The organism is Streptomyces sp. R28, from assembly GCF_041052385.1.
Taxonomy (GTDB): domain Bacteria; phylum Actinomycetota; class Actinomycetes; order Streptomycetales; family Streptomycetaceae; genus Streptomyces.
The window spans coordinates 1,739,392-1,762,858 of sequence record NZ_CP163439.1 but is presented as its reverse complement, the minus strand read 5'-3'; the positions used below and the strand labels follow the sequence as shown (position 1 = coordinate 1,762,858).

The 23,467-nt window shown below is 71.0% G+C and carries 16 protein-coding genes and 2 pseudogenes; 10 read left to right on the top strand and 8 right to left on the bottom strand.

What is annotated here, in order from left to right:
- Positions 1–22: 22 nt before the first annotated feature.
- Positions 23–847, bottom strand: coding sequence for a putative hydro-lyase (locus AB5J49_RS07595; RefSeq protein WP_369167711.1), 825 nt, complete (start codon positions 845–847; stop codon positions 23–25).
- A complete protein-coding gene (locus AB5J49_RS07590) occupies positions 844–2,142 on the bottom strand; it encodes an MFS transporter (RefSeq protein ID WP_369167709.1) in 1,299 nt (432 codons plus the stop codon). Before AB5J49_RS07590 ends, AB5J49_RS07595 begins: the two co-directional genes overlap by 4 nt.
- 129 nt (positions 2,143–2,271) lie before the next feature.
- On the opposite strand from AB5J49_RS07590, the gene AB5J49_RS07585 reads away from it, so the two are divergent.
- From AB5J49_RS07585 to AB5J49_RS07565, 5 genes are all read left to right on the top strand, one after another.
- Positions 2,272–2,967 carry a GntR family transcriptional regulator gene (locus AB5J49_RS07585; protein WP_369167708.1) on the top strand — a complete coding sequence of 232 codons (696 nt, stop codon included), beginning with the start codon at positions 2,272–2,274 and terminating at the stop codon, positions 2,965–2,967.
- A 151-nt stretch (positions 2,968–3,118) separates the two neighbouring features.
- Complete coding sequence (locus tag AB5J49_RS07580; RefSeq protein WP_369167706.1) at positions 3,119–4,645, top strand: hypothetical protein; 1,527 nt, start codon at positions 3,119–3,121, stop codon at positions 4,643–4,645.
- Positions 4,642–4,791 (top strand): hypothetical protein, encoded by a 150-nt coding sequence (locus AB5J49_RS07575; RefSeq protein WP_369167704.1) that lies wholly within the window; start codon positions 4,642–4,644, stop codon positions 4,789–4,791. The genes AB5J49_RS07580 and AB5J49_RS07575 overlap by 4 nt, the downstream gene beginning before the upstream one ends.
- A complete protein-coding gene (locus AB5J49_RS07570) occupies positions 4,788–5,669 on the top strand; it encodes a hypothetical protein (RefSeq protein ID WP_369167703.1) in 882 nt (293 codons plus the stop codon). The genes AB5J49_RS07575 and AB5J49_RS07570 overlap by 4 nt, the downstream gene beginning before the upstream one ends.
- Positions 5,670–5,726: 57 nt before the next feature.
- Positions 5,727–10,400 carry a hypothetical protein gene (locus AB5J49_RS07565; protein ID WP_369167701.1) on the top strand — a complete coding sequence of 1,558 codons (4,674 nt, stop codon included), beginning with the start codon at positions 5,727–5,729 and terminating at the stop codon, positions 10,398–10,400.
- Here the strand turns inward: AB5J49_RS07565 and AB5J49_RS07560 are convergent.
- The 6 genes and pseudogenes from AB5J49_RS07560 to AB5J49_RS07535 form a co-directional block, all read right to left on the bottom strand.
- A complete protein-coding gene (locus AB5J49_RS07560) occupies positions 10,375–10,509 on the bottom strand; it encodes a hypothetical protein (RefSeq protein ID WP_369167700.1) in 135 nt (44 codons plus the stop codon). The two genes, AB5J49_RS07565 and AB5J49_RS07560, sit on opposite strands and share 26 nt — an antisense overlap.
- A gap of 50 nt (positions 10,510–10,559) precedes the next feature.
- Positions 10,560–12,118 (bottom strand): annotated as a pseudogene (locus tag AB5J49_RS07555) (APC family permease).
- A gap of 371 nt (positions 12,119–12,489) precedes the next feature.
- The gene (locus AB5J49_RS07550) at positions 12,490–12,612 is read right to left on the bottom strand and encodes a hypothetical protein (RefSeq protein ID WP_369167698.1); all 123 of its coding nucleotides are present in this window, start codon (positions 12,610–12,612) and stop codon (positions 12,490–12,492) included.
- A 36-nt stretch (positions 12,613–12,648) separates the two neighbouring features.
- Entirely contained in the window at positions 12,649–13,803 is a 1,155-nt protein-coding gene (solA, locus tag AB5J49_RS07545; RefSeq protein ID WP_369167697.1) for an N-methyl-L-tryptophan oxidase, read from the bottom strand.
- Positions 13,782–13,985: pseudogene (locus AB5J49_RS07540) on the bottom strand (hypothetical protein); the annotation flags it as partial. The pseudogene AB5J49_RS07540 and the gene solA, both read right to left, overlap by 22 nt.
- Positions 13,986–14,350: 365 nt before the next feature.
- Positions 14,351–14,995 carry a hypothetical protein gene (locus tag AB5J49_RS07535; RefSeq protein ID WP_369167696.1) on the bottom strand — a complete coding sequence of 215 codons (645 nt, stop codon included), beginning with the start codon at positions 14,993–14,995 and terminating at the stop codon, positions 14,351–14,353.
- A gap of 421 nt (positions 14,996–15,416) precedes the next feature.
- On the opposite strand from AB5J49_RS07535, the gene AB5J49_RS07530 reads away from it, so the two are divergent.
- The 5 genes from AB5J49_RS07530 to AB5J49_RS07510 are packed head-to-tail and all read left to right on the top strand — an operon-like array spanning position 15,417 to position 23,342.
- Positions 15,417–18,263, top strand: a complete 2,847-nt coding sequence (locus AB5J49_RS07530; RefSeq protein ID WP_369167695.1) for a nitrate- and nitrite sensing domain-containing protein — start codon at positions 15,417–15,419, stop codon at positions 18,261–18,263.
- Entirely contained in the window at positions 18,260–18,697 is a 438-nt protein-coding gene (locus AB5J49_RS07525) for a roadblock/LC7 domain-containing protein (protein ID WP_369167694.1), read from the top strand. Before AB5J49_RS07530 ends, AB5J49_RS07525 begins: the two co-directional genes overlap by 4 nt.
- 9 nt (positions 18,698–18,706) lie before the next feature.
- Entirely contained in the window at positions 18,707–19,102 is a 396-nt protein-coding gene (locus tag AB5J49_RS07520; RefSeq protein WP_369167693.1) for a DUF742 domain-containing protein, read from the top strand.
- 24 nt (positions 19,103–19,126) lie between these two features.
- Positions 19,127–22,756: a hydantoinase B/oxoprolinase family protein gene (locus AB5J49_RS07515; protein WP_369167692.1), complete on the top strand. Its 3,630-nt coding sequence runs from the start codon at positions 19,127–19,129 to the stop codon at positions 22,754–22,756.
- Positions 22,737–23,342, top strand: a complete 606-nt coding sequence (locus AB5J49_RS07510) for an ATP/GTP-binding protein (protein ID WP_369167691.1) — start codon at positions 22,737–22,739, stop codon at positions 23,340–23,342. The genes AB5J49_RS07515 and AB5J49_RS07510 overlap by 20 nt, the downstream gene beginning before the upstream one ends.
- Positions 23,343–23,467 lie beyond the last annotated feature (125 nt).

Genomic DNA, 23,467 nt, shown 5'->3' with positions numbered 1-23,467 from the left:
GGTCGTTTCCTCAGTCCGGTGGTCAGGCGACGATGCGGTACTGCTCGTCGCGGGCGTCGGTCAGGAACATCTGGCCCGGTGCGTGGGTGATGGCGAACGGCGGGCGCGAGGCCATCACCGCGGCCTGCGGGGTCACTCCGCAGGCCCAGAACATGGGGATGTCGTCCCGCTCCATGTCCACCGGATCACCGAAGTCGGGCCTGCCGAGGTCGGCGATACCGAGGGCCGACGGATCGCCGCAGTGCACGGGGCTGCCGTGCACCGCGGGCAGGAGGCCGGTCTCCCGCAGCGCCGCCGACACGTGCTGCGGCGGCACCGGGCGCATGGACACCACCATCGGGCCGTGCAGCCGCCCGGCCGGACGGCACGGGCGCCCGGTGACGTACATCGGGACGTTGCGCCCCTGCTCGACGTGGCGGATCGGGACGCCTGCCTCGGCGAGCGCCCACTCGAAGGTGAAGCTGCAGCCGATCAGGAACGACACCAGGTCGCCCCGCCAGTGAGCGCGCACGTCCGTCGGCTCGTCCACCAACTCGCCGTCCCGCCACACGCGGTAGCGCGGCAGATCGGTGCGCAGGTCGGCGCCCTCGGCGAGGACGGTCGTCCAGGAGCCGGCGTCCGTGACGTCGAGCACCGGGCAGGGTTTGGGGTTGCGCTGGCAGAACAGCAGCATGTCGTACGCCCAGTCGGCGGGCACCGAGATCAGGTTCACCTGGGTGTGGCCCGCCGCGACCCCGGCCGTGGGTCCCGTGAGGCCTTCCCGGAAGCGGGAGCGGGCCGTTTCGGGGCTCCACGCGTGCGCGTGCTCGTCGGTGGCGGTGACCGGACGGTCCTCCGTACGGTTCACACCAGCTCCTTCCCGCGCGTCTCGGGCAGCCCGAGCAGAGCCAGGGCCGCGATGCCGTAGCCGATCGCGCCGAAGACCAGCGCGCCGCCCACGCCCCAGCTGTCGGCCAGGAAGCCGACCGCGGTGGGGAAGACGGCGCCCACCGCGCGGCCGGTGTTGTACGTGAAGCCCTGTCCCGTGCCGCGCACCGCCGTCGGGTACAGCTCGCTCAGGTAGGAACCGAAGCCGCTGAAGATCGCCGACATGCAGAACCCGAGCGGGAAACCGAGCACCAGGAGCAGGGTGTTGGCGCCGTCCGGGATGTTCGCGTACGCCAGGATGCAGGCCGCCGACAGCAGCGCGAAGAGCCAGATGTTGCGCCGGCGGCCCAGCCGGTCGGTGAGGTAACCGCCGGTCAGGTAGCCGATGAAGGCGCCCGAGATCAGGAACGTCAGATAGCCGCCGGTGCCGACGACCGACAGGTCGCGCTCGGTCTTCAGATAGGTCGGCACCCAGGTGGCGAGGGTGTAGTAGCCGCCCTGGACGCCGGTGGAGAGCAGCCCCGCGAAGATCGTCGTACGCAGCAGGCCGGGCTTGAAGATCGCGGCGAAGGAGCCCTTCTCGGTGCTCTGTTCCCGTACGGCCACCGCCTCGGGAGCGTCGTGCACGCGGCGGCGCATCCAGATGACGAGCAGGGCGGGCAGGGCGCCGGTCCAGAACATCACGCGCCAGGCGAGGTCGTCGCCGGCGAGCGAGAAGACCACGGTGTACATGACCACGGCCAGTGCCCAGCCGACGGCCCATGAGCTCTGGATCGCGCCGAGGGTGCGGCCCCGGTGCTTGGCGCTCGCGTACTCGGCGACCAGGATCGCGCCGACCGCCCACTCGCCGCCGAAGCCGAGGCCCTGAAGGGCGCGGAAGATCAGCAGGGTCTCGTAGTTGGGCGCGAAGCCGCAGGCGACGGTGAAGACCGCGTAGGTGATGACGGTGATCATCAGCGCCCTGACCCGGCCGATCCGGTCGGCCAGCACGCCCGCGACGGCGCCGCCGATCGCGGAGACCACGAGCGTGACGGTGGTGAACAGGCCGGTCTGGCCGCTGTCCAGGCCGAAGTACGCGGCCAGCGCCACCATGCTCAGCGGCAGGGTGAAGTAGTCGTACGAATCCAGGGCATAGCCGCCGAAAGCGCCTGCGAAGGCGCGGCGGCCGCGCGGTCCCAGGGCGCGCAGCCATGCGAACGCGCCGTCGTCGGCGGCGCGTTCGTCAGAGGTGGGGTGAGCGTCCGGCAGGGCCTGCGGTGGAGGGGTCGTGCTCATGGGCACCTCGCAGAAGGGGGACGGAGGGGCGGAGCTGAGCTGAACAGTGAGCAGTAACGTAGAGGATCGTTGAACGATCCTTCAATACCCGTGTTGTTTCGTTCTCGTGTCTGCGGTTGAATTCCGGGCATGGCAGAGCAGCTGGCCGGACTGGCCGACGACCGTGCCCTCCTGGGCCGCACGAGTACGGCGGAGCGGGTCTCGGACATCCTCAGAAGCCGCATCGCCGAGGGCTACTTCCCGCCCGGCACCCGGCTGTCGGAGGACAGCATCGGAGGGGCGCTCGGTGTGTCCCGCAACACACTGCGCGAGGCGTTCCGGCTGCTCACCCACGAACGGCTGCTCGTCCACGAGCTGAACCGGGGCGTGTTCGTGCGGGTCCTGACGGTGGAGGACGTCGAGGACATCTACCGCACCCGACGCCTCGTCGAGTGCGCCGTCGTACGGGGGCTCGGTCAGCCGCCGCACGGCCTGGACCGGCTCGCCGAAGCCGTCGAGGAGGGGCAGCGGGCGGCGCGTGAAGGTGACTGGAAAGGTCTGGGTACCGCCAACATCCACTTCCACCGCGAGCTGGTCTCCCTCGCCGGGAGCGCCCGCACGGACGAGCTGATGCGCAGCGTCTTCGCGGAGCTGCGGCTCGCCTTCCATGTGGTGGACGATCCGAAGCGGCTGCACGAACCGTATCTCGCGCGCAACCGGCAGATCCTCCAGGCGCTGGAGGCGGGGGACAAGGCCGAGGCTGAGAAGCTGCTCGCCGTGTATCTCGACGACTCACTGGAGCGGGTCGTGGAGGTCTACCGACGCCGGGTGACGAGCACGCCCTAGCGGCGCGGGCCTGTGTCGGCATGCGGCTCCGCCGCGCGGCCACGGGTGACCACGGGCGACCCGCACCGACAAGATGACCTGCGGTTCCCGGCTCCCCGGCGGAAGGCCGACGTTTGGGTCGTTGTCAGACCGAGGACCTAGTCTGTGCACCGTGACTTCGCCTGCTTCGACGGACCGTGTTCCGCCCCAGCTCAGCGCGGGGCCGCGCCCAGCTCCGGGCCCGGCCGCCGACGAGGGGCTGGCGCGGCGGCTGCGCGCGCTCGCCTGCACCGCGCCGCTGCACGACCTCGACGCACGCAAGGCCAACCTGGCGGGCGAGTACTCGGTGTACGGCATGGCGGAGGTGGCGCTCGCCGCCATCGACCTGGTCACGCTGAACATGGACTTCGACACGGGCGCCGACCACGACCAGATCGTCGCCCGCCTCATCCCGCGCATCGCCGCCCAGGCCCCGCAGCGCCCCGTCGCCGAGCACGAGCGGGTGGCCCGCTGGGTCCTGGAGAACCTGATCAACGTCGGCAGCGTGGACCGCGGCTTCCGGGCCGTGTACGGCACGTTCGCGCAGGACGGCAGCTATGTCCGCCGTGACTACGACTTCAAGCTGATCGAGGAGGTGCCCGGGCCGGGCGGCACGGTGTACCTCCGTACGACCGACGAGGCGGTCAACGTCCTGGTCGGCGCCCTAGACACGGATGTCACCAGCGCCCAGATCGCCGCCGAGGTCAAGCTGGAGGTGCTGATCAACCGCGGTCGGCTCGCCGACGCGCAGCTGGCCGCCGAGCAGGCCCGCTACCGGACCGTGCAGTACTCGGAGACGCTCCGCAAAGCCCTGGACGCGACCCGGCGCAACGTCCGCGCGGTCGACTGGCTGAACGCCGTACCGGACATGATCGCCGAGGCGCTCGACCACGTCGCCGACCGGTACCGCCATGAGAACGCGATCCTCACCAACATCCGCAAAGCGCGCGACGAGACCGAGGACCCGGAGCACAAGCGCCGCGCCGCCGAGCTCGTCGACATCGTCAAGGACTGCATCCGACGGCACACGCAACTGCAGTCCCGTCTGCTGGAGGCCGGGCCGCTGTTCCGCGCCGAGCAGGACCGGCAGGCCTTCGCGACGCCCATGACGACGTCGGGGACAGATCTGTACGGGCATCTCCTGGCCCCCGTCCTGCCGTTGCCCCTGGAGCAGTCCGTCCGGGTCACGGACGCCTTCTTCGCGCGCGGCACGGGGATGCGTACGCCGGTGTCCGTGCGGGTCGCCGATCTCGTCGACATACTGCTGACGCCGCCCGTGGAGCGGGAGCACTTGGGCGCCGAGATGCCCGAGCCCGACCTCATCGCGACGCCGGCCGACAGCCGGTTCAGCGAGGAGCAGCTCGCCGCCGCGATGGAGTTGCTGGATCTGCCGGCGGATGCTCCGCGGCGGCTGTCCGGGCTGCTGGCCCAGGCGCGGCGCCAGGACCCTGATCTGCCGTATCTGGTGGCCTTGTTGGCCGTTCACGCGGCCAGTCCGCCGGTCGGTACGGCCTATCGGCAGGGCGAGGAGAAGCTGCTGTTCGCCGTGGACGACGGGACGGAGCTGGACGATCCCGAGTTCGGCGGGGCCGACCTGATCGTGGGGACGGCTCTGCTGGATGCGGCGGGGATGGCCGCCGACAGAACGGAAGCAGCATGAGCCGCGCCGAGAACCGGGCGTACGAGCAGCACAGCAAGTTCGCCCAGCACAGCAAGTTCGCCCGACACCGCAAGTTCGCCCGACACCGCAAGTTCGCCCAGCACCGCGACTGCGAGCAACACCCCAGCAAGGAGCCGAAACCGTGACCGAGCACGTCGATCGGAGTGAGCCGGAGGCCGCCGCCCCGTCGGTGCCCGCCGCCGTCACGCCCGCCGACGCCGCCGACGCGGCTCGGCTGGTGGCCTTCGGGCTGCAGCCGAAGTTGCAGCCCGCGCGGGATCAGGAGTACACGGAGCTGCTGCGGCGCTACCGGGAGGATCCCCCGTTCGCGCGGCTCGCGGACGCCGTGGCCGCCGGGCTGGGACTGGTCGTGCTGGAGGTGTCCCCGCGCGCGGGGATGGCCGTGACGGCCGCCGAGGACTCCGTGTTCGCCGTCCGCATGGGCGACTACGCGCGCCGTACGTCCGCCGACGGCAGCGACCGCTTTCTGCACGGGCTGGCCCATCTCGCCGTCGCCGCCATGGCGTTCCCGCGGCCCGAGGACCTGGCCGACGACGGCTACATCGGGCGCGTGACGGTCAACGGCGTCGACGCCTTCGTACGCCAGGCCTGCCGACGGCTGGAGGAGCGTGCCGAGGAACAGGGCGAGAACACCGATCCGGCGACGGACGCGCCCGGCCTGGAGGCCGCCTGGCGGATCTGGGTGAGACGCAGCGCGACTGGCGCCACCAAGGACGCGCGCAGACTCGCCGGTTCGACCACCGGCATCGTCGGCAAGGCGGCTGCCTTCCTCACCGACTCCGGGTTCCTGCAGCGCACCGGCGACGACAACGGCGGCACCTACCGCACCACGGCTCGCTACCAGCTCCAGGTGCGTGACATGGCGGGCACTGCCGCCATGGCCGAGCTGCTGGAGCTGGGCGTGGTCCCGGTCACCGACGGCACGCCGAGCCTGCTGCCCGCCGAGGACACGGACGACCTGGACCTGGTGGCCGACGCCGGGCTGCCGTTCCACTCCGCCTGAAGCCCCGAACATCCCTGATCTGACAAAGACTCAGACGAAGACTTACGAGAGTCCGCCATGTACGAGCTGTCCCGGGTCCGCCTCTACTCCATCGGACCGGCCGGTGCGCGCTACGCCGACACCGTGCTGGACCTGCGCGGTGTCGGCCAGCCCGTGCCCGACCCCGCCCCGACACAGGCGGAGTTCTTCGAGGAGGAGCCCGTCGGTCCGCCGCGCCGGCCCGCACCCGCCGGGGTGCTCTTCCTGGAGAACGGCGGCGGGAAGTCGGTCCTGCTCAAGCTGATCTTCTCCGTGATGCTGCCGGGCCACCGCAACACCCTCGGCGGCGCCAGCTCCGGTGTGCTGCGCAAGTTCCTGCTCGCCGACGACTGCGGGCATGTCGCGCTGGAGTGGCAGCACACGCTCACCGGCGAGTGCGTCGTGGTCGGCAAGGTCAGCGAGTGGCGCGGGCGCCAGGTCTCCAACGACCCGCGGAAGTTCGCCGAGGCCTGGTACTCCTTCCGCCCGGGGCCTGGACTGAGCCTGGACAACCTGCCCGTCGCCGAGTCCACCGCCGTACGGCCGCCCGTCGAGGGCCAGTCGAGCGCGCAGGGGCGCCGCCGCACCATGAAGGGCTTCCGGGACGCCATCACGGAGGCGGGCAAGGCGTATCCGCATCTGGAGGTGCACTGGGAGGAGATCCACGACCGGTGGATCGAGCACCTCGGCGACCTCGGCCTCGACCCCGAGCTCTTCCGCTACCAGCGCGAGATGAACGCCGACGAGGGCGAGGCCGCCGGCCTCTTCGCGGTCAAGAAGGACTCCGACTTCACCGACCTGCTGCTACGGGCCGTGACGGACACGCGGGACACCGACGGCCTCGCCGACCTGGTCAGCGGCTTCGGCAACAAGCTGGGCCGACGCGCCGAGCTGATCGCCGAACGGGACTTCACCGCCGGGTCCGTCGACCTGCTCGGGCGAATCGTGGAAGCCGCCGAGGCACGCTCACGCGCGCGGGACATCCACACCGGTGCCGAGCGGCGGACCCGGACCCTGGCCCGGCGGCTCACCGCGCGGGGCGTCCAGGAGCGAGTCCGGGCCGCCGACCTCGCCCAGCGGGTCACCGCCGCCGCGTACGCCGTGACCCACGCCGAGGCGGCACGGGAGCGCAGCGCGCTGATCGCCTCCGAACTCGCCTACCGCCACGCCTCGTTGGCGCTCGCCGCGGCAGAGAAGTCGGCGGCCGCGCAGAAGCGCGAGCTCGCCGACGCGCGCACCCTGCACTCCGCCTGGCAGGCCGCCGAGGTCGTCCTGCGGCACCGCGCCGCCGCCGACCGCGTCGCGCGCGTCGCCGTCGCGATCCAGGAGGCCGAGCGGGACGCGGCCCCCGCGCTGGCCGCCCGCGCCAAGGCCGCCGTCGATCTCGTACGGGCCCTGCACGCGGCCGCGGAGAGCGCCGAGACCCTCGCCAACGAGGGGGAGGAGCGGTCCGCCGCGCTCCAGGAGGTCAGCGAGTCCGCGCACCGGGACTCCACCGCCGCCGCCACCGAGGCGCAGCGGGCCCGCAGCGAGGTTGGGCATCTGCGGCAGCGGCTCTCGGAGGTCGAGCAGGAGACCGCCGAGGCCGTGCGCGCGGGCTGGCTCGACGACAGCGCGCCCGACGCCGACCCGGCCCGCGCGGCCCTCGCCGCGAGCGACGCCGAGAAGACGGCCGTCGCCGCCTGGGACACCGCGCGCGAGGCCTCTCGGCGAGCCTCGGAGCACGCGCGCGAGGCGGCCTCGACCGAGTCCCGCGCGGAGCTGACGGCGGCTCGCGCGGCGGATGCGGCCACGGCGGCGGAGCGGTCGTACGAGGCGGAACACCGCCTGGCCGAGGCGCTCGCGCGGGAGGAGCGGCTGGCCGAGCTGCTGAGCCTGACCGGCGAGTCCGGCGTGAGGCGCGGGTCCGTGCCCGGCCCGCGCGCGGGTGACGACGAGAAGGTGCCCACGACCGCGCGCGCCGGCCAGGAGGACGCGGCTTCGAGAGTCCCCGCCGACGGTGCCCTCACCCCGGAGGAGCTGGACCGGTTCGCCGACGAACTGCGTGAGCTTCTCGACGACGCCGTCTCCGCAGCCGAGCGCCAGCTCTTCGAGCTGCGCACGGCCGCCGCCGACGACTCCCGGATCCTGGGCGCCCTCGGTGACGGCGGGCTGCTGCCGCCCGGCCCGGACGTGCTGGCCACCGTGGAGTTCCTCGGCGAGCAGGGCATCCCGGCCCTGCCGGGCTGGCGCTACCTCGCCCAGGCCGTCGACCCCACCGACCACGCGCGCGTGCTGGCCGCCCGGCCGGAGCTCGTCGACGGCGTGATCATCACCGACCCCGACACGCACGCGCGTGCCCGCGAGGTGCTGGGCGACGCGGCCCTGCTGCCACGGTCGGCTGTAGCCGTGGGCACGGCGGCCGCCCTGCTCGCCCCGACCCCGGCCGCCGATGCGCAGTCCGGCGACGTCTTCCTCGTACCGCCCAACCCCGCCATGCACGACGAGCACGCCGCCGACGAGGAGCGGCAGACGCTGCGCGCCCGGGCGACCGAGCGGGACGAGGAGATCCGCACCCTCGCCACGCGGCTCGGCAAGGACCGCGAGCTGGTGGCGCGGCTCTCCTCGTGGCGGACCGGCTGTCCGGCCGGACGGCTGGTCGAGCTGGCGCAGGCGGCCCGGGACGCGCGAGCGTTCGCCGAGGAGTCCGAGGGGGAGCTGGCCGAGGCACGGACCGTACGGGCCGAGGCCGACGAAGCCGCCGCCGAGGCCGCCCAGGTCCGCGACGAGCGGCAGGAGGCCGCACAGAAGGCGCGGCGCGCCGCCGACGCCCTGGCCGGGCTGGCCTTCAGGCTGCGTGAGCGGGCCGGCTGGCAGGTCAAGCTGCGCGAACTCGCCGACGAGGCCGCCGAGTCCGAGGCCCGCGCCCAGACCTGCCTGGATCGCGCCCGCGCCGCCGACGAGGACCGCCGTGCCGCCCAGCGCGCCGCCGACGACGCGCGCCGCACCGCCCGTGCCCTGCGCGCCGAGCGCTCGGAGATCGCGGGCGCCCCCGACGACGTACCGGACACCGACGCGGATGCCCCGAGGGCGTCCCTGCCCGCACTCCGTGAGGCGTACCGGGCCGCCTCCCAGGTGTACGAGAAGGTCGGGGTCGGCGCTGATCTGCGGGCCGAGCAGGCCCGCGCGGAGAGCGACGAGAGCGCGGCACGCGCGGAGCTGGACCGGCTGAGCAACAAGGTCCGTACCCGGGCCGAACAGCTCCTCCAGTCACCCGACGGCTCCGACGGTCCCTCCCGGCAAGCGGCCGTCGCGCGCGCGGACGAACTGGTCCAGCTCCTGGAGACCCGCATGTCCAGCGCGAGTGAGCAACTCGGCCGGCTCCGCGGCGAGGCCGAGCGGCACGCGCCCGAGGACGGCGAGGCGCACACCGTGCTGTCCGAGGAACTCCAGCCGCGCGACGCCGAGCACGCGCAAGCGCTGCTGCGGACGACGTCCGCCGAACTCGCTTCCCGCACCGAGGCGTTGACGCAGGCCCGAGAGGCGCATGCGGAGCTCCTCGAAGCGCACCGCGCCGCCGAGGACGCGGCGGGCGGCTTCGACGAGATCGCCGCGATGCTGCGCGACCTGCTGCGCGAGCACACCTCGGACGAGGAGCACGAGGAGCCCGAGCCGTACCCCGGCAACCTTGACGAGGCCCGCCAGTCCGCCGCGGAGGCCCGCCGTTCGCTGCGCGGCTGCGCCGCCGACCTCTCCGCCGCCGAGGCCGCCGTACGCGAGGCGAGTGATGTGCTCGTCCGGCACGCCAACTCCACGCGCTACGAGCAGGTCCGCACCCCCGCTCGCCAGCAGATCCGCGAGCTGCCCGCCTCCGCGCTGCCCGAGCACGCGCAGAAGTGGGCGGACGCCTTCGCGCCCCGACTCCGCGTGCTCACCGACGAGTTGGTGCAGCTCGAGCGGAACCGGGACTCGATCGTGGACCGGCTCCGGGGCCTGGTCGAGTCGGCACTGGCCACGCTGCGGTCCGCCCAGCGGCTCTCCCGGCTGCCCGAGGGGCTCGGCGAGTGGTCCGGCCAGGAGTTCCTGCGCATCCGCTTCGAGGAGCCCGACCAGGCCACCCTCACCGAACGGCTGGGCGAGGTGATCGACGAGGCGACGCGGGCGGCGGTGAAGAAGAACTCGGACCTGAGGCGGGACGGCATGTCCCTGCTGCTGCGCGGCGTCGCCGCGGCGCTTCAGCCCAAGGGGGTCGCCGTCGAGATCCTCAAGCCGGATGCCGTACTGCGTGCGGAGCGGGTGCCCGTCGGCCAGATGGGCGATGTGTTCTCCGGTGGTCAGCTGCTGACGGCGGCAATCGCGTTGTACTGCACGATGGCGGCGCTGCGGTCGAACGACCGGGGCCGGGACAAGCACCGGCACGCCGGGACGCTGTTCCTGGACAACCCGATCGGGCGCGCCAACGCGACGTATCTGCTGGAGCTCCAGCGGGCCGTGTCGGACGCGCTTGGCGTCCAACTCCTGTACACCACGGGCCTGTTCGACACGACAGCGCTGGCAGAGTTCCCGCTGGTCATCCGGCTGCGCAACGACGCCGACCTCAGGGCCGGCCTGAAGTACATCAGGGTCGAGGAACACCTCCGCCCGGGACTGCCGCAGCAGCCCCAGGCGGAGGAAGCGGTACACAGCGAGATCACGGCGACACGGATGTTCAAACGGCCCGCACCGACCACATGACCGAGCTGTCCGCGACCCTGAGCACCTCGACCCCGTCGACCCCGTCGGGTCCCTCGACTCCCTTGGCTCGCAGCCGCGCGTCGAGCGGGGTCGAGGGGGCGTCGCCCACCTCCCCCTTCACGGTGCAGGACGGACTGTAGAGCTCGAATTCGTCGAAACTCAGGGCGAGTTGACCTCCTTGGCCGACGTGGCAGGGCCCTCCAGGCTGTGCTCGGCGAGGACGCCCGTCCGGTGCCTCTGGACGAACCAGTAGTAGGCGAAACCGCCGCCCGCGATGACGGCGACGAACAGCACCGCGCCCCACTGCAGATACCAGTGGTACGGAGCCGTCGCGTTGTAGACCGAGGCGCGCGGCCAGATCAGGTTGAGCGTCATGCCTGCGCCCCACACCACGGCCACGATGTTGACCAGCAGTCCCCACCGGCCCAGGGAGAACTTGCCGTCGCCCGCCGGCTGCCACCTGCCGCGCAGCCGCGCCACCAGCATCGGGGCGGTGACACCGAGGTAGGCGAGGTAGATCATGATGATGCCGATGCTCGTGACGACGGTGAAGATCTGCGGCTGACGAATGTTCACCACCAGGATGGCGAGCGACAGGAGCCCGATGATCACGGTCGGCAGCACCGGCGTCTGGAAGCGGGGGCTCACCCGGGCCAGCAGCGACGACGCCGGCAGGTTGTTGTCCCGGGCCATCGCGAACGCCAGCCGGATCGCCGCCGTGTGGACCGCCAGGGCGCACACCGTGACGGCGATCAGCACGCACCACAGCATGGCCTTGCCGGCCGTGGGGCCGAGGACGTTGAGCACGACGTACTGCAGTCCGTCCGTGGACAGCTTCTCGCCCTTCAGGCTGGAGACGCTCATCAGCGCGAGCAGCAGGATCAGGCCGCCCAGGACGAACGAGGCCACGATGGCGCGGATGATGGCGCGCGGCGCGTTGCGGGACGGGTCCAGGCACTCCTCACCGAGGGAGGAGGCCGTGTCGAAGCCGTACATCACGTATGCGGACGCAAGTGATGCCACAAGGAACGCGCCCAGGTATCGGCGCCGTAGCCCGCGCCGGTGCCGTTCGTCTCCATGACCACCTGCGGGCCGCGGGTGATGTGGACGGCGAACAGGACGATCAATACGACAGTGGCGATCAGCTCGATGAACACGCCCGCCGTGTTGATTCTCGCCATCAACTTGACGCCGAAGGCGTTCACCAAGGTGGTGAAGAGGATCAACACCGCGGCCAGGATGACCGCGTTGGTCGCCACGTCGTACTTGCCGGTGCCGTCCCCCACGATCTGGAAGGCCGACGAGATCTGGGGGAGCGTCAACTGGTAGGCCAGCGCCACGGCCGAGATGGACACGATGGACGCGATCAACATCATCCAGCCGGCGAGCCAGCCCAGGTGCGGATTGCCTATCTTCTTCGACCAGTTGTAGACCGAGCCCGCGACGGGATAGCGGGCGGCCAGCTCCGCGAAGCAGAGGGCGACCATGAACTGGCCGACGAACACCATCGGCCACGACCACCAGTAGGCGGGGCCGCCGCTGCCGTAGCCGAAGTAGAACAGTTGGAACGTGCCGGTCAGGATCGAGATGTAGCTGATCCCGGCGGCGAAGGTGTGGAAGTTGCCGAGGCTGCGCTTGAGTTCGGGTTTGTAGCCGAACTCGGCGAGTTCGGCATCGTCGTGACTGTGCGGACTGGTGGGTTGCTCCGGTGCTGGCATGAGCGGACTCCTCGTGGACCGGGGAAGGGGAGCGGGCGGCTCGGGCGGGTGCCGGGGGCAATGACGGGATCAATGAGAGGGGCGGTGAGCGTGCTGTTACCCGGGAGTCGGGCGAACCACCCCTGCGGTGCGGGAATGGTGTTGCGCCGGATGTCGCCAGATGTGCTTCGTCTCGCGGCCCTCGGCGGCCCCGAAGGCCCGAGTACACAACACGATGTCGATGTCGTACTCGCTATCGATGAGGCGCTTCCCCGGGTCCAGCGACTCGGCCGGCGCAAGCGCACCCTTGTCCCGTAGGGGGAGGTCGACGACCCGCAGCAGCAGGTCAGGTCACCGTGCTCGGCGGCGGCGATCGCCTCCACTGTGTTCAATCACGTGCGCTCGTCGACCGCACCTCCAGGTACGCCCGCGAGGACGTAGCCGGTGATGTGCACTTCACACGCCTCGAAGCCCTGCACGTTCGCGCGGCAAACCAACTGGACGGACTTGGCCATCCGCCCGCGTGCCCTCAGGTGGGACGTGCCTGTCGCTCAGGCGGGCGTGGCGGCGAGGCGGGCGGGATCGAACAGGCCGATGGGGTGCTCGGTGGTGCCGGTCAGGGCGAGGTCGGCGAGGATCTCGCCGACGACGGGCACGAACTTGAAGCCGTGTCCGGAGAACCCGCAGGCCACGGTGACCGACTCCGGGTGCGCCGGGTGGCGGGCGATGACGAAGTGCTCGTCGGGGGTGATGGAGTACATGCAGGTCGCGGCCTTGAGGAAGGTGCCGGGCAGGTCCGGGATGCAGCCGGACATGTGATCCGCCATGGCCCGGATCTCGTCCTCGTGGACCGTCCGGTCGATCGTCTCCGGGGTGGTGGCCTCGCCCTTGCGGAAGAAAGCGACCTTGGCACCGAGATCGGGGCCGTCGATCGCCGGGAAGCCGTAGACCTGGACGCCGACCGCGTCGTCCCAGATGTAGATGGGTTGCTTCTCGGGGCGGAACGGATCAATACCGTGCTTCGGCTGGAACCAGTACATGACCTGCCGCTCAATGGTGAACGGCACCCCGAGATCGGTCAGCAGCTGAGGCGCCCACGCGCCCGGGCAGATCACCAACTGGCCTGCGGTGTAGGTGTTCTCGGCAGTGTGCACGCGGACTCCGTCCCGGTACGGCTCCCAGCGGGTCATCGGCTCTTCGAAGTGCAGGTCGGCGCCCTGCCGGGTGGCCAGCTGGACATGAGCGGCGACCGTGTTCTCCGGCCGAAGGAGACCGGCCTTCCTCTCGTACAGCGCCACCTCGTCGTCCTTCGGCGCGAGCGTCGGGAAGCGGCGGCGGATCTCCTTCGCATCCAGCATCTCGTGCGGCAGGTCCCACTGTTGGGCCGAGCGCAGCGAGCCGAAGACGGCGGGCGTGTCGGGGCGTCCGACCATGACGCCGCCGCAGAGCGTGGCGATGTCCCTACCGGTGGACCGCTCCAGGTCGTCGTACAGCTCGTAGGCGCGCAGCAGCAGCGGGACGTACGCCGGGTCCTCGAAGTACGACTGCCGGGTGATGCGTGAACCGCCATGGCTGGAGCCGCGGTTGTGCACCGGGCCGAACTTCTCCAGACCGAGCACGCGGGCGCCGCGCGCGGAGAGGTGGTGGGCGGCGGCGCTGCCCATGCCGCCGAGACCGATGACGATCACGTCGTAAGTGGGGGACACCGGAGTCTCCTATCGGCGGATGGGGGGCATCTTGCGGTCGACTTGCGGTCGAAGAGAGGCTCGTCGGCGAGCGTGGCCGACACTTTCTCGCCGAAGTACGCGATGTGCACGGCGGTGCCGGTGACCAGGGTAGGCAGCCATGCGTACGCGAAGCAGCGGCCCAGTGCGCGGCCGTACGGGGACCGCTGTCCTCTCCGTGGACCGCGCCACGTGCGGTCATGGGAGCGCGGCGCGAACTGGTCCGCGGGACGAACCAGGCACGGCCTACCTCGGTCTGACGCCGTCCGGGCGGCACGCTCAAGATGCTCTCGCGACTGGGCCGGAGGCTGCGGGGCCCGATCACGGACCCCGGCAGCTCGGCCCGGCCCAGGCCCGGCACGCCCGGCTCCGGTACTCGGCCCGCCCCAGGAACTCGGCTCGGCTGCGGCACTCGGCCAGGCTCCGGCGCCCGGCCTTGGCTCGGCCGCCCGGCCCGTGCCCGAAACTTGGCTCGGCAGGGCCACTGGGAGCCCTTCCTCAGCCCCGGCTCTGGGTCATTCAATCGCGTTCAAGAATGCGACAACTGGCCAGCCCCGCCCCGTCGGCGTATTCGCTCCTGAGCGCGCTCGGCCTCCCGAGTCTGACGTCGTGCCCAGCGCCGCTCCCGTCGCAGGATGCGCGCCGTACTGCTCGGCGTGGAGACGACGCCATTGCGCTGGTTCCACACCTGTCGGGTCACCCAGACGTCCAGGGCGCCCCAGGTGGCCAACACCGTGCTGACCACACTGCTGATCACCATCGGGAACGCCAGCCACGACCCCGCCAGCGTGCACAGGAAGGCCACCATCGCCTGTACGAGCGTCACCGCGATGATCAGCACCGCCCGCACCGACGCCGTCCGCACCGGATCCGGCATCCGGCGCCGCCGGGCGGCCTCCTCGACCCACAACGGCCGGTATGCCGACCACTCCTGGGCCCCTCTGCCGGCGGCCCCGGCTCCACTCTTGCCTGTCGCCGCCTGGCTACCGGAGCCGGCCGAAACGTCGTGCCGGTCCGTCGTCACCGTGCCCGCGGCTACCGGAACATCGCGGCCGCCCGTCGCCAGGCGTTTGTCCGCCGGAATGTCGTGATCCAGCGCTTCGGGGCCACGCCGCGCCCTCATATGCGCCGCCGTCCCGTCCTCGGGCGCCTCGCGCCGCTCCGCCGTGCCCATCACCGAGTCACTCCCCACCGCCAGCAGACCGCTTGCCCCGTGTCCGAAGACGCGGCTCCCCAGTGGCTGCCCGGCTTGCGCTGTTTTACGCCGCCCGGGGACCGGATGCGGCTCCTGTGGCCCATTCCGCCCCCATCTCCCATAGAGATGGACGATCGACGCGTACCGAAGATTCCCGAGGAAGATAAATTTCTGGCCAACTGGCCCCGCAGACCGGCCGAATCCGACCTCGGCAGCGCCACGGGATCACGGGAGGCAATCTCCCGCAATGGCCGGACAACTCCCCATGTCTCGCCGCCAGTGCGGAAGTTCAGGTTCCGGATGGCTCTTCGAGTTACCTGTGTGTCGGTAGTAGGCTCGCGCCAATTGTTGACGCACATGTGTGCCCCCTGACCAACGGGGGTTTGAGCTGGGGGAGGCCATGCGCTTTCGCGGGAAGTCGATCCGCCGGAAGATGGTGGCGCTGCTTCTCGTGCCGCTGGTGTCCTTGACCGCGATCTGGGGTTTCGCCACGGTACTCACGGGGCGAGGTGTGACCCAGCTGTTCACGGTGTCGTCCCTCGTCGAGAAGATCGGCTACTCCACTGAGGACGCCGTCCGCGTCCTGCAGCAGGAGCGTCGCCAGGCCCTGGTCTATCTCGCCGACCGCCGGGCCTCGGACGCACTGTCCGCGCTGCGGGAAACCCGGAGCGCCACCGACGCCGCCGTCGCCGAGATCCGCAAGAACGCCAAGGATCCCGAAGTCCGCGACGGGATGGACGAGGGTGACGCCGAGCGCCTCACCGCGGTCCTGGACGCCTTTGACGGCATCAACTCCCTGCGCCGCAGCGTCGAGGACGGAACGATGACCCGCTCCACGGCCCTCGGCCTCTACAACCGGCTCGTCGACCCCTGCTACGCCCTGCTGGGCTCCCTCGACGGGATCGACAGCGTGGCAATGGACAAGCAGGCCCGCGCCCTTCTCAACGTGACCCGCGCCCGCGAACTCCTCTCCCGCGAGGACGCGTTGCTGAGTTCCGCCCTGGTCGTCGGGAAGTTGTCCCGCGAAGAGATACGCGACGTCTCCGACCTCGTGGCCCAGCGCACCCTCATGTACGACATCAGCCTGACGGACCTGCCCTCGTCCGAGCGTGAACGCTACAGGCGCTTCTGGGACAACGCCTCCACTGCTCCACTGCGCGTCGCCGAACAGGCCGTCATCCTGTCCCCGGCAGGTAGGCCCAGCAGGGTCGACGCAAAGAGCTGGGACACCGCCGCCGGCAGCGTCCTCGACGAGCTCAGCAAGCTCAACGACGAGGCGGGCGCCCGCTATCAGGACCGCGTGAGCCCGGTCGCGATGGGCGTCATCCTGAAGGCGGCCGTCGCCGGTGTCCTCGGGCTGCTCGCCCTGCTGTTCTCGCTCTTCCTGTCCGTACGCATCGGCCGCGGCCTCATCCGCGATCTGCGGCAGCTGCGGCTGGAGGCCCACGAGGCGTCCGGCGTACGCCTGCCCAGTGTGATGCGCCGCCTCTCCTCCGGCGAACAGGTCGACGTGGAGACCGAGGTCCCACGCCTGGAGTACGACAAGAACGAGATCGGCGAGGTCGGCCAGGCCCTCAACACCCTGCAACGGGCTGCTGTCGAGGCCGCCGTCAAGCAGGCCGAACTGCGCGCCGGCGTGGCCGAGGTCTTCGTCAACCTCGCCCGTCGAAGCCAGGTCCTCCTCCACAAGCAGCTCACCCTCCTCGACACCATGGAACGCCGGACCGAGGACACCGACGAACTCGCCGACCTGTTCCGCCTCGACCACCTGACCACCCGTATGCGCCGGCACGCCGAAGGCCTCGTGATCCTCTCCGGCGCCGCCCCCTCCCGGCAGTGGCGCAAGCCCGTCCAGCTCATGGACGTCGTACGCGCCGCTGTCGCCGAGGTCGAGGACTACGAGCGCATCGAGGTCCGACGCCTGCCCCGCGTCGCCGTCACCGGACCGGCCGTCGCGGACCTCACGCACCTCGTGGCCGAACTCCTGGAGAACGCCACGGTGTTCTCCCCGCCGCACACCGCAGTCCAGGTCCTGGGCGAGCGGGTCGCCAACGGCTTCACCCTCGAGATCCACGACCGCGGCCTGGGCATGGCGGCCGACGCCCTGCTGGACGCCAACCTCCGGCTCGCCGAGACGCCCGAGTTCGAGCTGTCCGACACCGACCGGCTCGGTCTGTTCGTGGTCAGCCGGCTCGCCCAGCGGCAGAACGTCCGAGTCTCGCTGCAGCCGTCGCCGTACGGCGGCACCACCGCCGTCGTCTTCATCCCCGACGCGCTGCTCACCGACGACGTCCCGGACACCAACGGCATCGGGTTCCGTCTCGACCGGCCCACGCCGTCGAAGGAGGCCGAGCTGGAGGAGGCCCGCCGCTCCGCCCTCGCCCATGTGCCGGCCCGCGTACCCGGCCTGCCCGCCTCACTCCTGGACGGCCCGGTCGAGCTGGAGGCCCCCGTCGACCTGGACGCGCTCAGCGACTTCCCGGACGCGCTCGACGACGAGGACAGCGAACGCGGCGGACTCTTCCGCCCGCGCCGCGCTCTCGCCCATGTGGAGGACGAGGCGTCGGGTTCGCTCAGCGAACCCCCGCTCTCCGGCATCCACGGCGGACCGGACCGGTCCGGCACGGACGACGATGTGAGCGCCCCGGTCCCGCTGCCCCGCCGTAGGACGCCCAAGCTGGTCAGTTCGCACGGGCGCCCGGTCCCCGAGCAGCGTTCCCGGCGACAGGAGGCGGACGCGGAGCCTTCCACAGGATCGAGCCGCCCGGAGCCGAACGGCCTCGCTCCGCTACCGACCCGCCGTCGCGACACAGGACCCCGCGGCGAGCTGACCGGCGCGCAGGACCGAATCGGCGACCGTGCCGACACGCAGCCAAGCGCTGGACACGACCGAAGTGAGCCGCCGGAGCCCGCAGCCCTCCCGAGACGCACGCGGCGTGCGGCGATCGCATCGAGCGGCCCCGACCCCGCCGCTCCGAGCACGGCCGCCGCGCAGCGGGAGAGTGGATCAGGCTCGGGTCCGCTGCCCCGGCGCGTACGACAGGCCAGCCTGGCGCCGCAGCTCAAGCAGGGCCCTGCTCGGCGCGCCGAGGAGAGCGCGGAACTCGTCGAGCGGGACGCGGACGAGGTACGCAGCCGAATGGCATCGCTCCAGCGCGGCTGGCAGCGCGGCCGCCAGGAGAACGCCGCGGGCGACGACGCCCACAGCGGCACAGCACAAGGAACGACAAAGGGGGACGGTCGATGACCGCACCGAAGGCGACCGGCCACACCGCGACCAACCAGTCCGGCGAGCTCAACTGGCTCCTCGACGACCTGGTGGACCGCGTTGCCAGCATCCGTAAGGCCCTCGTGCTCTCCGGCGACGGCCTGCCGACGGGGGTGTCCAAGGATCTGACCCGCGAGGACAGCGAGCACCTGGCCGCCGTCGCGTCCGGATTCCACAGCCTGGCCAAGGGCGTGGGCCGCCACTTCGAGGCGGGCAACGTCCGGCAGACCGTCGTCGAGCTCGACGACGCCTTCCTGTTCGTGACGGCCGCAGGCGACGGCAGCTGCCTCGCCGTGCTCTCGGACGCCGACTCGGACGTCGGCCTGGTCGCGTACGAGATGACGCTCCTCGTCAAGCGGGTCGGAGTGCATCTGGGTGCCGCTCCGCGCACCGATCTGCCCGCGGGCGGGTAGTGGGATGGCATGAGCGCTGACGGTCAGGGAAGAAGTCACTGGTTCGACGACGAGGCCGGGCCGGTCGTCCGTCCGTACGCCATGACGCGCGGCCGCACCACCAGTGCGGCCCAGCACCGCCTCGACCTGATCGCGGTGGTCGTCGCGGAACCGCACGCGGACGATCCGGAAGCGGACTCGATGCTGTCCCCGGAGCACGTGGACATCGTCGAGCTGTGCCGTGACGTCCCGCAGTCCGTTGCCGAACTCTCCGCCGAGCTCGACCTGCCCATCGGAGTCGTACGGGTGCTCATCGGGGATCTCGTGGACGCGGAATTCGTCCATGTGAACCGGCCCGTACCGCCTGCCGAGCTGGTGGACGAGAGTATTCTGCGCGACGTGATCAACGGCCTGCGGGCGCTGTGAGCGGCGTGGAAGCGGGGTAGTGACGTGACAGGCTGGCAGTTCTGGGTCGACCGTGGCGGCACCTTCACGGACATCGTCGCGCGACGCCCGGACGGCCGTCTGCTGACCCATAAACTCCTGTCGGAGAACCCGGCCCGATACTCCGACGCGGCTGTCGCGGGCGTACGCGAACTGCTGAACGGCTCCCACGACCAGCCCATCGAGGCCGTACGGATGGGCACGACGGTCGCCACGAACGCCCTGCTCGAGCGCAAGGGCGAGCGGACGCTGCTGGTCATCACCCGCGGCTTCCGCGACGCCCTGCGCATCGCCTACCAGAACCGGCCCCGCATCTTCGCCCGCCGCATCGAGCTCCCTGAACTGCTCTACGAACGGGTCGTCGAGGTCGACGAACGCATCGCCGCCGACGGCACCGTCCTGCGCACTCCCGACCTGGATGCCCTCGCCGGCCCTCTCCAGGAGGCGTACGACGAGGGGATCCGCGCCGTCGCCGTGGTCTGCATGCACAGCCACCTCCACCCCGCCCACGAACAGGCCGTCGGCGAGCTCGCCGCCCGCATCGGCTTCCCGCAGATCTCGCTGTCGAGCGAGGTCAGCCCTCTGATGAAACTCGTCCCGCGCGGTGACACCGCTGTCGTCGACGCCTACCTCTCGCCCGTGCTGCGCCGCTACGTCCAGCACGTCGCCGACGAGCTCGAAGGCGTACGGCTGATGTTCATGCAGTCCAACGGTGGTCTCGCCGAAGCCGGGCAGTTCCGTGGCAAGGACGCCATCCTCTCCGGCCCCGCCGGAGGCATCGTGGGCATGGCACGCATGTCGCAGCTCGCCGGCTTCGAGCGCGTCATCGGTTTCGACATGGGCGGCACCTCCACCGATGTCTCGCACTTCGCCGGCGAGTACGAACGGGTCTTCACCACACAGATCTCCGGCGTCCGCCTGCGCGCCCCCATGCTGGACATCCACACCGTCGCGGCAGGCGGCGGCTCGGTCCTCCACTTCGACGGCTCCCGCTACCGCGTAGGGCCGGACTCGGCGGGCGCGGACCCGGGACCCGCCTGCTACCGGGGCGGTGGCCCGCTCGCGGTCACGGACGCCAATGTCATGCTCGGCCGCATCCAACCCGCCCACTTTCCCAAGGTGTTCGGCCCTGACGGCGACCAGCCCCTCGACGACACCCTCGTCCGTGAGCGCTTCACCGCCCTGGCGCGCGACATCCGTGAGCGGACCGACGACGACCGCACCCCCGAGCAGGTCGCCGAGGGCTACCTGCAGATCGCGGTCGCCAACATCGCCAACGCCGTGAAGCGGATCTCCGTCCAGAAGGGCCACGACGTCACCCGCTACGCGCTCACCACCTTCGGTGGTGCGGGTGGCCAGCACGCGTGCATGGTCGCCGACTCGCTCGGCATCCGCACCGTCCTCGTGCCGCCCATGGCCGGTGTCCTCTCCGCACTCGGCATCGGCCTCGCCGACACCACGGCCATGCGCGAACAGTCCGTCGAGGCATCCCTGGAGGCCACCTCCATGCCCGGCGTCCTGAAGACCGCGGACGACCTCGAATCCGCTGCCCGCAGCGAACTCCTCGACGAGGAGGTCCCCGAGGACCGCATCAAGGTCACCCGACGCGCCCAACTCCGCTACGACGGCACCGACACCACCCTCACCGTCGAACTCACCGAGCCCGACACCATGCGGCGCGCCTTCGAAGATCGTCATCGCGCCACGTACTCCTTCACCCTCGACCGCCCGATCGTCGTCGAAGCCCTCTCCGTCGAAGCCACCGGCATCACCGAACCCCCCGATCTCTCCGCTCTCGCTCCCTACGAAGCCACCCCTGCCACCGCGCAAACCGTCCGCCTCCACACGGGCGGCACCTGGCGCGACGCACCCCTCCACCGCCGCGAGGATCTGCCTCCCGGCCAGACCGTCACCGGCCCGGCGATCATCACCGAGGCCAGTGCGACGACCGTCGTCGACGAAGGCTGGCGAGCCGCGACGACCGACGACGGGCATCTGGTCATGGAACGCGCGGCGATTACGCAGAGTTCCGAGCTCGACACAGAAGCCGACCCGGTTCTCCTCGAGGTCTTCAACAACCTCTTCATGTCCATCGCCGAACAGATGGGCGCCCGGCTCGAGTCCACCGCCCAGTCCGTCAACATCAAGGAACGCCTGGACTTCTCCTGCGCGCTCTTCGACCCGGACGGAAACCTGGTGGCGAACGCCCCGCACATCCCCGTCCACCTGGGCTCGATGGGCACCAGCGTCAAGGAGGTCATCCGGCGCCGCGGCTCCCGGATGCGCCCCGGCGACACCTACGCCGTCAACGACCCGTACCACGGCGGCACCCACCTGCCCGATGTCACCGTGATCACCCCGGTCTTCGACACCGCAAGCACGGAGGGTGACCGGATCCTCTTCTACGTCGCCTCACGCGGCCACCACGCCGAGATCGGCGGCATCGCCCCCGGCTCCATGCCCGCCAACAGCCGCAGCATCGAGGAGGAGGGCATCCTCTTCGACAACTGGCTGCTCGCCGAGAACGGCCGCTTCCGCGAGGAGGAGACCCGCCGCCTGCTCACCGAGGCGCCCTACCCCTCGCGCAACCCGAAGACCAACCTCGCCGATCTGCGCGCCCAGATCGCGGCCAACCAGAAGGGCGTCGACGAAGTCGCCCGCATGATCGAGAACTTCGGCCTCGACGTCGTCCAGGCGTACATGAAGCACGTCCAGGACAACGCGGAGGAAGCGGTACGCGGCGTCATCGACGCCCTTGACGACGGCGAGTACGCCTACGAGACCGACTCCGGCGCCGTCATCCGGGTACGCGTGCGCGTGGACCGTGAGAACCGCGCCGCCACCGTCGACTTCACCGGCACCTCCCCGCAGTTGGCCACGAACTTCAACGCCCCCTTCTCGGTCGTCAATGCGGCGGTCCTGTACGTCTTTCGCACCCTGGTCGACGACGACATCCCCCTCAACGACGGCTGCCTGCGCCCCCTCGAGATCATCGTGCCGCCCGGTTCCATGCTCGCTCCCGAACCCCCGGCGGCGGTTGTCGCGGGCAACGTGGAGACGTCCCAGGCGATCACCGGTGCCCTCTACGCCGCACTGGGTGTCCAGGCCGAGGGCTCCGGCACCATGAACAACGTGACCTTCGGCAACGAACGCCACCAGTACTACGAGACCGTGGCCTCCGGATCCGGCGCGGGCGACGGGTTCCCCGGCGCGCCCGTCGTGCAGACCCACATGACCAACTCGCGGCTCACCGATCCCGAAGTGCTGGAGTGGCGACTGCCGGTACAGCTCGACGAGTTCGCCCTGCGGCACGGCAGCGGCGGCGCCGGCCAGTGGCACGGCGGGGACGGTGCTGTGCGCCGTATCCGGTTCCACGAGCCGATGACCGTCTCCACGCTGTCCCAGCACCGCAGGGTCCCGCCGTACGGCATGGCGGGCGGCGAACCCGGCGCGCTGGGCGCCAACCGCGTCGAACGTGCGGACGGCACGGCCACCGCACTCGCCGGAAGCGACTCGGCCGACGTCGGCCCCGGCGACGTACTCGTCATCGAAACCCCCGGCGGCGGAGGCTACGGCCCACCGTCGCGCGACCCCCATCAAGCAGGAGAAGAGATCGATGATCTTCGGGCGTTCTGAGCGCGGGAAGCCTCCGGTCGAGCCCGTCACGCTCAAGATCCTGGTGGCCGGCGGCTTCGGCGTGGGCAAGACCACCCTCGTCGCCGCGGTCAGCGAGATCAGGCCGCTGCGCACCGAGGAACTGCTCACGGAGGCCGGGCGTCCGGTCGACGACACGAGCGGTGTCGAGGGCAAGCGCACCACCACCGTCGCCATGGACTTCGGCCGCATCACGCTGCGCGAGGACCTGGTGCTGTACCTCTTCGGTACGCCCGGCCAGGAGCGGTTCTGGTTCATGTGGGACGAGCTCTCGGAGGGCGCGCTCGGCGCCGTCGTCCTGGCCGACACCCGCCGCCTCGAGGACTGCTTCGCGGCCGTGGACTACTTCGAACGGCGCTCCATACCCTTCGTCGTCGGCGTCAACTGCTTCGAGGGAGCCGCCCGTTACCCGGCGGAGGCCATCCGCCAAGCCCTCGACCTCGACGACGGCGTACCGCTGCTGCTGTGCGACGCGCGCGACCGGGAGTCCGTCAAGGAGACCCTCATCGGCGTCGTCCAGCATGCGATGGCCTATCAGGCGGACCGCCGTCAGACGGTGACTACCTGAAGTCTGGAGCGAGGGTGCGGCCCGTACCCCCGCCGACCGGGGTACGAGCCGCGGCTCATGGGCACGCGCGCGTGGTTCGAGCGGAACGCACGCACGCGTGCACCGATCACGGCTCTCGCCGTCTC

Excerpts from the sequence above, each read along its gene's own strand:
- AB5J49_RS07535 (WP_369167696.1), bottom strand. The coding sequence starts at position 14,995 with ATGGGCACGGCGGAGCGGCGCGAGGCGCCCGAGGACGGGACGGCGGCG.
- AB5J49_RS07520 (WP_369167693.1), top strand. The coding sequence starts at position 18,707 with ATGAGCGCTGACGGTCAGGGAAGAAGTCACTGGTTCGACGACGAGGCC.
- AB5J49_RS07575 (WP_369167704.1), top strand. The coding sequence starts at position 4,642 with ATGAGCCGCGCCGAGAACCGGGCGTACGAGCAGCACAGCAAGTTCGCC.
- AB5J49_RS07585 (WP_369167708.1), top strand. The coding sequence starts at position 2,272 with ATGGCAGAGCAGCTGGCCGGACTGGCCGACGACCGTGCCCTCCTGGGC.
- AB5J49_RS07550 (WP_369167698.1), bottom strand. The coding sequence starts at position 12,612 with ATGGCCAAGTCCGTCCAGTTGGTTTGCCGCGCGAACGTGCAGGGCTTC.
- AB5J49_RS07530 (WP_369167695.1), top strand. The coding sequence starts at position 15,417 with ATGCGCTTTCGCGGGAAGTCGATCCGCCGGAAGATGGTGGCGCTGCTT.
- AB5J49_RS07525 (WP_369167694.1), top strand. The coding sequence starts at position 18,260 with ATGACCGCACCGAAGGCGACCGGCCACACCGCGACCAACCAGTCCGGC.
- AB5J49_RS07590 (WP_369167709.1), bottom strand. The coding sequence starts at position 2,142 with ATGAGCACGACCCCTCCACCGCAGGCCCTGCCGGACGCTCACCCCACC.
- AB5J49_RS07565 (WP_369167701.1), top strand. The coding sequence starts at position 5,727 with ATGTACGAGCTGTCCCGGGTCCGCCTCTACTCCATCGGACCGGCCGGT.
- AB5J49_RS07510 (WP_369167691.1), top strand. The coding sequence starts at position 22,737 with ATGATCTTCGGGCGTTCTGAGCGCGGGAAGCCTCCGGTCGAGCCCGTC.